Consider the following 7,259-nt stretch of genomic DNA (forward strand, 5'->3'; position numbering starts at 1 on the left):
CGTAAGGTGGACGGGTGGACGAGCAGCAGCGGACAGAGGGTGCGGACCGGCGGCCGGAGCGCCGCGTCGTCGTCGTGGGCGCGGGCATGGCGGGCGTGCAGACCGCGGTGGCCCTGCGCGAACAGGGCTTCACCGGCCCCGTCACCCTGATCGGCGCCGAACCCCACCAGCCCTACGACCGGCCCCCGCTGTCCAAGGCGGTACTGCTCGGCAAGGCCGAGGGCTCCGCGTTCGACGTCGACTTCGAGGCGCTGGACATCGAACTGCGCCTCGGCGTCGAGGTCACCGGCGTACGGCCGGACGCGCACGAGCTGGACACCCCCTCGGGACCCGTCGCCTACGACGTCCTGGTGATCGCGACCGGCGCCGAACCGGTCGTGCTGCCCGGCACCGAAGGCGTCCCCGGCGTCCATCTGCTGCGCACCCTCGACGACGCGGCACGGCTGCGTCCGGTCCTCGACGAACGGCACGGCGTCGTGGTCGTCGGCGCGGGCTGGATCGGCGCCGAGTTCGCCACCGCGGCCCGCGCCGCGGGCTGCGAGGTCACCGTCGTCGAGGCCGCCGACCGGCCCCTCGCGGGCGCGATGCCCGCCGAGGTCGCCGCCCCGATGGCTGCCTGGTACGCCGAGACCGGCGCCGAACTCCTCACCGGGGCCCGGGTCGCCCGCGTCGAGCCGGGCCGGGTGGTCCTCGCGGACGGCCGTACGATCCCGGCCGGGGCGGTCGTCGTCGGGATCGGCGCCCGGCCCGCCACCGACTGGCTGACCGGCTCCGGCATCGCCCTCGGCCCCGACGGATCGGTGACCGCCGACGGGACGCTGCGCACCTCGGTGCCCGATGTGTACGCGGTCGGCGACTGCGCCTCCTTCCCCTCCGCCCGCTACGGCGAACGCCTGCTCGTCCACCACTGGGACAACGCGCTCCAGGGGCCGCGCACCGCCGCCGCCAACATCATCGGCGCGACGGCCGAGGGCCCCTTCGAGCCACTGACGTACGACCCCGTGCCGTACTTCTGGTCCGAGCAGTTCGACCGGTTCGTGCAGTACGCGGGCCACCACGGGAGCGCCGACACCCTGCTGTGGCGCGGCGATCCGGCGGACCCCGCCTGGTCGGTGTGCTGGCTGCGCGACGGCGTCCTGGTCGCGGTCCTCGCCGTCGGCCGGCCGCGCGACCTGGCGCAGGGGCGCAGACTCATCGAGGCGAGGGCCTCGCTCGACCCGGCACGGGCCGCCGACCCCTCCGTACCGCTGAAGACGGCGGTCCGCGACTGAGCCGTGCGGAGCCTCCCGGCCGGGCCCGCACGGGCCGATGCGGGGGTGCCGAGGGGGCCGGGGGAGCGGTTTCCGACGCCCTGAAGGGCCGAGTCCGGGTATCGGCCGTCGGTGCGGGATGGCAGGCTTGTCCTCGTGACCGAGATTGACGCAAAGATCGATGCTCTCGTCCCTGCCTGGCTCCACCTCCCCGACATCGCGGAAATGCTCGATGTCGAGGTGACGCGTGTGCGGCAGCTGGTCAAGGAGGGCCAGCTGATCGCCGTACGCCGTGGTGAGAACCGGGCGCTCCAGGTGCCGGCCGCCTTCATCGACGGCACCAAGGTGGTCAAGGGCCTCTCCGGCACCCTGACGCTCCTGAAGGACGACGGCTACACCGACGAAGAGATGCTGGAGTGGCTCTTCACCCCCGACCCGACCCTGCCCGGCACCCCCGCCCAGGCCCTGAGCGAGAATCGCGGCACGGAGGTGAAGCGCCGCGCCCAGGCGCTCGCCGTCTGACCGCCGACCCGGTGCGAGCGGGTGGGCGGCGCAGCCCTGCGCCGCCCACCCCGGCCCCGGTGCCCGCTCCGCACCACCCGGTGCACCGCTTTTCCGCACCGCTCTCCCAGGGGGAACCGCACCGATGTCCACGCTCCGCGCGTCGCTGTCCGAAGCCCGGCTCTATCTGTGCACGGACGCCCGCAGGCGACAGGGCGACCTCCCCGCGTTCCTCGACGCCGTCCTCGCCGCCGGGGTGGACATCGTCCAGCTGCGCGACAAGGGCATGGAAGCGGCCGAGGAACTCGACCACCTCGCCGTCCTCGCCGACGCGTGCCGGCGCCACGGCAAGCTCCTCGCGGTGAACGACCGGGCCGATGTCGCCCACGCCATCGGTTCCGACGTGCTGCACCTGGGCCAGGGCGATCTGCCGGTGCCCGCCGCCCGCGCCGTCATCGGCGACGACGCGCTGATCGGCCGCTCCACGCACGCCGAGGCCGAGGTCGACGCGGCCGTCGCCGAGCCCGGCGTGGACTACTTCTGCACCGGCCCCTGCTGGCCCACCCCGACCAAGCCCGGACGCCACGCCCCGGGCCTCGGCCTCGTCCGGTACGCCGCCTCGCTCGACCAGCCGCGCCCCTGGTTCGCCATCGGCGGCATCGACGCGGGCAACCTCGACGAGGTGCTGGACGCCGGAGCCCGCCGGGTGGTCGTCGTCCGGGCGATCACCGAGGCCCCCGATCCGGGCGCCGCCACCGCCGAGCTGGCCCGCCGGATCAGGGAGCGCACCGGAGCGTGATCCGGGCCGTACGCCCGGAGACGTGACCGGGCGGGCGACGGGCGCGACCGGGTGCGGCCGTCCGGAGGGCGTGACCAGGCGAGGACTCCCGGAGGCGTGATCCGGGCCGAGTGTCCGAAGGGTGGACAAACAACCCGTCAATTCGGGCAATTCGCCCTGGTCTGATCCTGCGGTCGTCGCGCTCTGGTTAACCTGCCGGTATGGCCCTTGGCACACCCTCCACCAGGACGGATCACGCGCGCACGGTGCGTGAACTCCTCGCGACCGGCAAGACCTCCTACTCCTTCGAGTTCTGGGCGCCCAAGACCGAGAAGGGCGAGCGGAACCTCTGGAACGCGCTGCGCCGGGTCGAGGCGGTGAGGCCGAGCTTCGTCTCCGTGACCTACGGTGCCGGTGGTTCCACCCGGGCCGGGACGGTGCGGGCCACCCAGCAGATCGCGGCCGACTCCACCCTCACCCCGGTCGCCCACCTCACGGCGGTCAACCACTCCGTCGCCGAGCTGCGCAACATGATCGGCCAGTACGCGGACGCCGGAATCCGGAACATCCTCGCCGTGCGCGGAGACCCGCCGGGCGACCCGATGGGCGAGTGGGTCAAGCACCCCCAGGGAGTGCGGTACGCGGCGGATCTCGTCCGGCTCATCAAGGAATCCGGCGATTTCTGTGTCGGCGTCGCGGCATTTCCCGAGATGCACCCGCGCTCGACCGACTGGGACACCGACATCCGGCATTTCGTGGACAAGTGCCGGGCCGGCGCCGACTATGCGATCACCCAGATGTTCTTCGACCCGGAGGACTATCTGCGGATGCGTGACCGCGTGGTCGCCGCGGGTTGCGAAACCCCGATCATCCCCGAGGTCATGCCGCTGACCAGCGTCAAACAACTGGACAGATTCGCGCAACTCAGCAACGCCTCCTTCCCCTCGGCCCTGAAAGACCGGATCCTCGCGGCCAAGGACGATCCCGCCGCTGTACGCTCCATTGGAATCGACTTCGCAACGCAGTTCTGCGCGAGGCTGCGATCCGAGGGTGTGCCCGGACTGCACTTCATCACGCTCAACAACTCGACGGCGACGCTCGAAATCTACGAGAATCTCGGACTGCACAGGCAGTCGTGACCGGCCGTACCCGCCGCGACCCGGGGCGGTGGCCGTAGGAGGGGGCGGGCATGGGCTGGACGGTCCTCTACATCGCGTTCGGAATCGTCGCGCTGTGGCTGCTCGGTGAAGTGCTCCTGCAGTACAAGGCGCGCCTTCGCTGGCGTCTGCTGGCCTTCGCGGGCTTCGGCTGCGTGGTCGTCGGGGTGCTCATCCCGTCCGTGCTCGTCATCGTCCTCGGCACGATCACCTTCGCGGTCGGGCAGACCCAGGTCACGCTGTCCTTCCGGCGGGGCTTCTCCACCGGCTGGGCCATAGGGGGCAACCCCGGCGCGAGCCGTCGCCGCCGGGGCGGGAACGGCGGCGGGCGGCAGGGCCGCGGACCCACGCTCCAGGTCTCGGGCCTGGAGATGGAGCACGACGGGCAGGTCCCGCAGCCGCCCGTCGGGCCCGCCGCGGTCTACGAGCCGGAGCCCATGCCGGACGACACCGGGCAGTACGGCGTCTACTCCGACGACCACCGGTCGCGGCAGGACGACCGGACCGGGCCGCCCCCGCAGCAGCCCCCGTACGACCCCTACGCCGAGCCCACCACCGCGTACGGCACGCCCGGCCAGGACGCGTACGCCGCCCAGGACCCCCTCGCCGGACCGTACGACTACGGCACGCAGCAGCAGTACGCCGCGTACTCCGACCCGTACATCGGGACCGGCCCCGCCGGGAGCTCCGCGGAGTACTCCTCGTACGACAGCTACGGCAGCGGCTACGACAGCTTCGGAGGCGGGCAGCAGTACGCCCCCGACCCGTACGCCCAGCAGCCGTACGCCGACACCCCGCCCGGCGGCGTCTGGGTGCCGCAGCAGCGCGAGGGCGAGCAGTACCCCGTCACGCCCCCGGAACAGCCCGCACGGCCCGCCCCGCCCCCGAACGGCTACAACAACGGCAGCGGCTACGACGAACAGCAGTACCGCTACTGAGCCGCTGACGACGGCCGGTCCCGCGACGACCGGCCCGGGGCTCGCGACGACCGGCCCGGGGCTCGCGACGACCGGCCCCCGAGGGGCGCACGGCCCCCGGAGTCACTGGGAGCCCCGGAACCCGTCCCCCTCCACGATCAGCCCGGCGACCAGGGCCCCCGACATGCCCGCGTGGGCGAGCCCGCCGCCCGGATGCGACCAGCCGCCCGCGGCGTAGAGCCCCGGCAGCCGGGTGCGGTTGCCCGGATGCAGATACGCGCCGCCCGCCCCGGCCAGCGCGGGCGCGGGCACCGAACCGCCCTCCGCGCCGGTCTCCGCCGCCGTCTCGGCCGGGGTCCGCACCTCGGCGTGGAGCAGCCGTTCCCGTATCCCGGGCACGGCCGCCGCGGCGGTCTCGATCAGCGAATCGGCACACCGTTCGCGCACCGCCGGGTCCGTCCAGTCCACCGGGCCGTGCGGGGCGACCGTCGCCGTCAGCGTCACCGCCTCGTGCGCGTCGTCGGGGCGGGTCGACGGGTCGTCCGGGCGCAGCACCGTCACCGTGGGGTGCTCGGCGAGCCGTCCGCCGAACACCGCGTCGCGCTCCGCCGCACCGTCCGCCGGGTGCACCAGCGTCCGGTGCACGGTGTCCGCGGGCCGGGCGCCGCGCAGCGAGAGCAGCACCAGGAACCGGCCCGGCACCACCTCCTGCCCCGCACCCTGCCGGGCCGTCACGTCCTCGTCCTGCCACGACTCCTGACCCGGCACCAGGCCGGGGCGGGGCCGGGCGCCCAGCACCACGTGATCGGCCTCGGCGACCGTCCCGTCCGCCAGCTCGACCCCCGCCGCCCGGCCGTCCTTCTCGACGACCCGGACCACCTCGCAGCCCAGGACGAACTCCACCCGCCGGGCCAGACACCGCTCGTACACCGCCTGCGCCAGGGCCCGGACGCCGCCGGAGACGTACCAGCTGCCGAACGTCTCCTCCATGTACGGCAGCAGGGCGGCCGACGCCGGGGCGCGCACCGGGTCGAGCCCGTACGACAGGGCGTACCCGTCGAGGAGCGCGGCCAGCCGGGGGTCCGACAGCTCCCACGCACCGACCTCCGCCACCGTGCCCGCCCGCCGGGCGGAGCGCAGCAGCCGACGCTGCCGGAGCGCCGGATAGGGATCACGGCCGAACACCTGCCGGTCGGGGCGCAACGGCTCCTCCAGCAGCGGCCGCCGCGACCGGTCCCAGGCGTCGCGCGCCCGGTCGAGGAACCCGCCCCACGCCGCGCCCGCGCCGCCGCCGAGCGCCGCGTCCAGAGCGGAGACCACTCCGGCCCGGGAGGCGTTCGGCAACGACACCGCCGTGCCGTCCGCGAACAGATGACGGCTCGCCGGGTCGACCTGGGTCAGGTCGACGCACTGCTCCAGCGGCTCCTTGCCCGTCTTCACGAACAGGTCGCGGTAGACGGCGGGCAGATGGAGCAGCCCCGGACCCGTGTCGAAGGCGAAGCCCTCACGGGCATACCGGCCCACCGAGCCGCCGAAGGTCTCCGACCGCTCGTACACCGTCACCCGGTGGCCTGCCACGGCGAGCCGGGCGGCCGCCGCCATCGCGCCCATCCCGGCGCCGATCACCGCAATACGTGCCATGTCAGTGACCTTAACGGCCACCACCGACAGTCAGCCCGGCGGCTGGTACGTGCCCGTCCGGGCCAGGCGCCGCTCCTCGCGCCGCTGCTTCCTGCGCCGCAGGAAGCGCCGGATCCTGGAGGCCAGGAAGGCCACTATCGCGATGCCGAGCAGCAGCAGCGACCCCGCGACGACCGCGGCCGCCACCGGATGGAATATCGCGAAGGTGACGATCCCGGCGACGCCCAGGTCCTCGACGATGCTCATGACGATGTTGCTGAACGGCTCGGGGGAGGTGTTGACCGCCATTCTGGTGCCGGCCTTCACCAGATGGCTCATCAGCGCGGTGGAACCGCCGATCGCCGCCGCCGCGAGCTCGGGCAGCGAACCGTCGTCACCGGCCAGCAGCGCCGCCACCACGGCACCGGCCACCGGCCTGACGACGGTGTGCACCGAGTCCCAGACCGAGTCCACGTACGGGACCTTGTCCGCCACCACCTCGCAGAGGAAGAGCACCCCGGCCACCACCAGGACGTCGGTGCGCTGGAGGGCGTCGGGCACCTCGTCGCTCAGGCCGGTCGTACCGAAGATGCCGAGGAGCAGGACCACCGCATAGGCGTTGATCCCGCTGGCCCAGCCGCTTGTGAACACCAGAGGGAGTACGGACACGGACGCGATCGTAGGCCAGATGGCGTACGGCGCGGGACGGGTTCGGCACGCAGACCTGAGTATCCGTACCTAGATCGCGAGATGAGTAGGTGCGCGGATGGGCGCCCACCTGCCCGGACGGGAGAGTGGTGGGCACGGAGAGGGGCGCCGCGCAGGCACCGCCGGCACGGGGCGGCGGAACGGTCGCGGCACTCCCCTCCGGCACGGGGGAGCATGGCGGAGAGCTCGGGGCCACGGGGGACACGGGGCCACGGGGGAAGTTCTCCAGCAGTACGGAAGGCGCCGGTCCGGTGGGGTTCGGTCTCCCTCCCAAGCCTGTGAGCACGCTGGATACGACGGCCCACTGGGGGGCTACCGCCAACAGGGC

At 73.5% G+C, this 7,259-nt stretch carries 7 protein-coding genes; 5 read left to right on the forward strand and 2 right to left on the reverse strand.

Annotated features, from left to right (window positions below; translation table 11 throughout):
• Positions 1 to 14: 14 nt before the first annotated feature.
• The 5 genes from ACWCXX_RS02660 (at position 15) to ACWCXX_RS02680 (ending at position 4,624) form a co-directional block, all read left to right on the forward strand.
• The gene (locus ACWCXX_RS02660) at positions 15 to 1,271 is read left to right on the forward strand and encodes an NAD(P)/FAD-dependent oxidoreductase (RefSeq protein ID WP_451123502.1); all 1,257 of its coding nucleotides are present in this window, start codon (positions 15 to 17) and stop codon (positions 1,269 to 1,271) included.
• 135 nt (positions 1,272 to 1,406) lie between these two features.
• Positions 1,407 to 1,772 (forward strand): Rv2175c family DNA-binding protein, encoded by a 366-nt coding sequence (locus tag ACWCXX_RS02665; RefSeq protein ID WP_388987841.1) that lies wholly within the window; start codon positions 1,407 to 1,409, stop codon positions 1,770 to 1,772.
• Positions 1,773 to 1,896: 124 nt separating this feature from the next.
• On the forward strand, positions 1,897 to 2,550 hold the full coding sequence (gene thiE, locus ACWCXX_RS02670) for a thiamine phosphate synthase (protein WP_451123504.1): 654 nt from the start codon (positions 1,897 to 1,899) through the stop codon (positions 2,548 to 2,550).
• Positions 2,551 to 2,750: 200 nt separating this feature from the next.
• Positions 2,751 to 3,668 carry a methylenetetrahydrofolate reductase [NAD(P)H] gene (metF, locus tag ACWCXX_RS02675; RefSeq protein WP_451123506.1) on the forward strand — a complete coding sequence of 306 codons (918 nt, stop codon included), beginning with the start codon at positions 2,751 to 2,753 and terminating at the stop codon, positions 3,666 to 3,668.
• Between the two features lie 50 nt (positions 3,669 to 3,718).
• Positions 3,719 to 4,624, forward strand: a complete 906-nt coding sequence (locus tag ACWCXX_RS02680; RefSeq protein WP_451123508.1) for a hypothetical protein — start codon at positions 3,719 to 3,721, stop codon at positions 4,622 to 4,624.
• Between the two features lie 102 nt (positions 4,625 to 4,726).
• Here ACWCXX_RS02680 and ACWCXX_RS02685 read toward each other — a convergent pair whose 3' ends face one another.
• Both ACWCXX_RS02685 and ACWCXX_RS02690 read right to left on the reverse strand, forming a co-directional pair.
• Positions 4,727 to 6,244, reverse strand: a complete 1,518-nt coding sequence (locus ACWCXX_RS02685; RefSeq protein ID WP_451123510.1) for a phytoene desaturase family protein — start codon at positions 6,242 to 6,244, stop codon at positions 4,727 to 4,729.
• A gap of 30 nt (positions 6,245 to 6,274) precedes the next feature.
• Positions 6,275 to 6,892, reverse strand: coding sequence for a DUF4126 domain-containing protein (locus ACWCXX_RS02690; protein WP_451123512.1), 618 nt, complete (start codon positions 6,890 to 6,892; stop codon positions 6,275 to 6,277).
• Positions 6,893 to 7,259: the final 367 nt, after the last annotated feature.

Source organism: Streptomyces sp. NPDC001732, assembly GCF_053596315.1.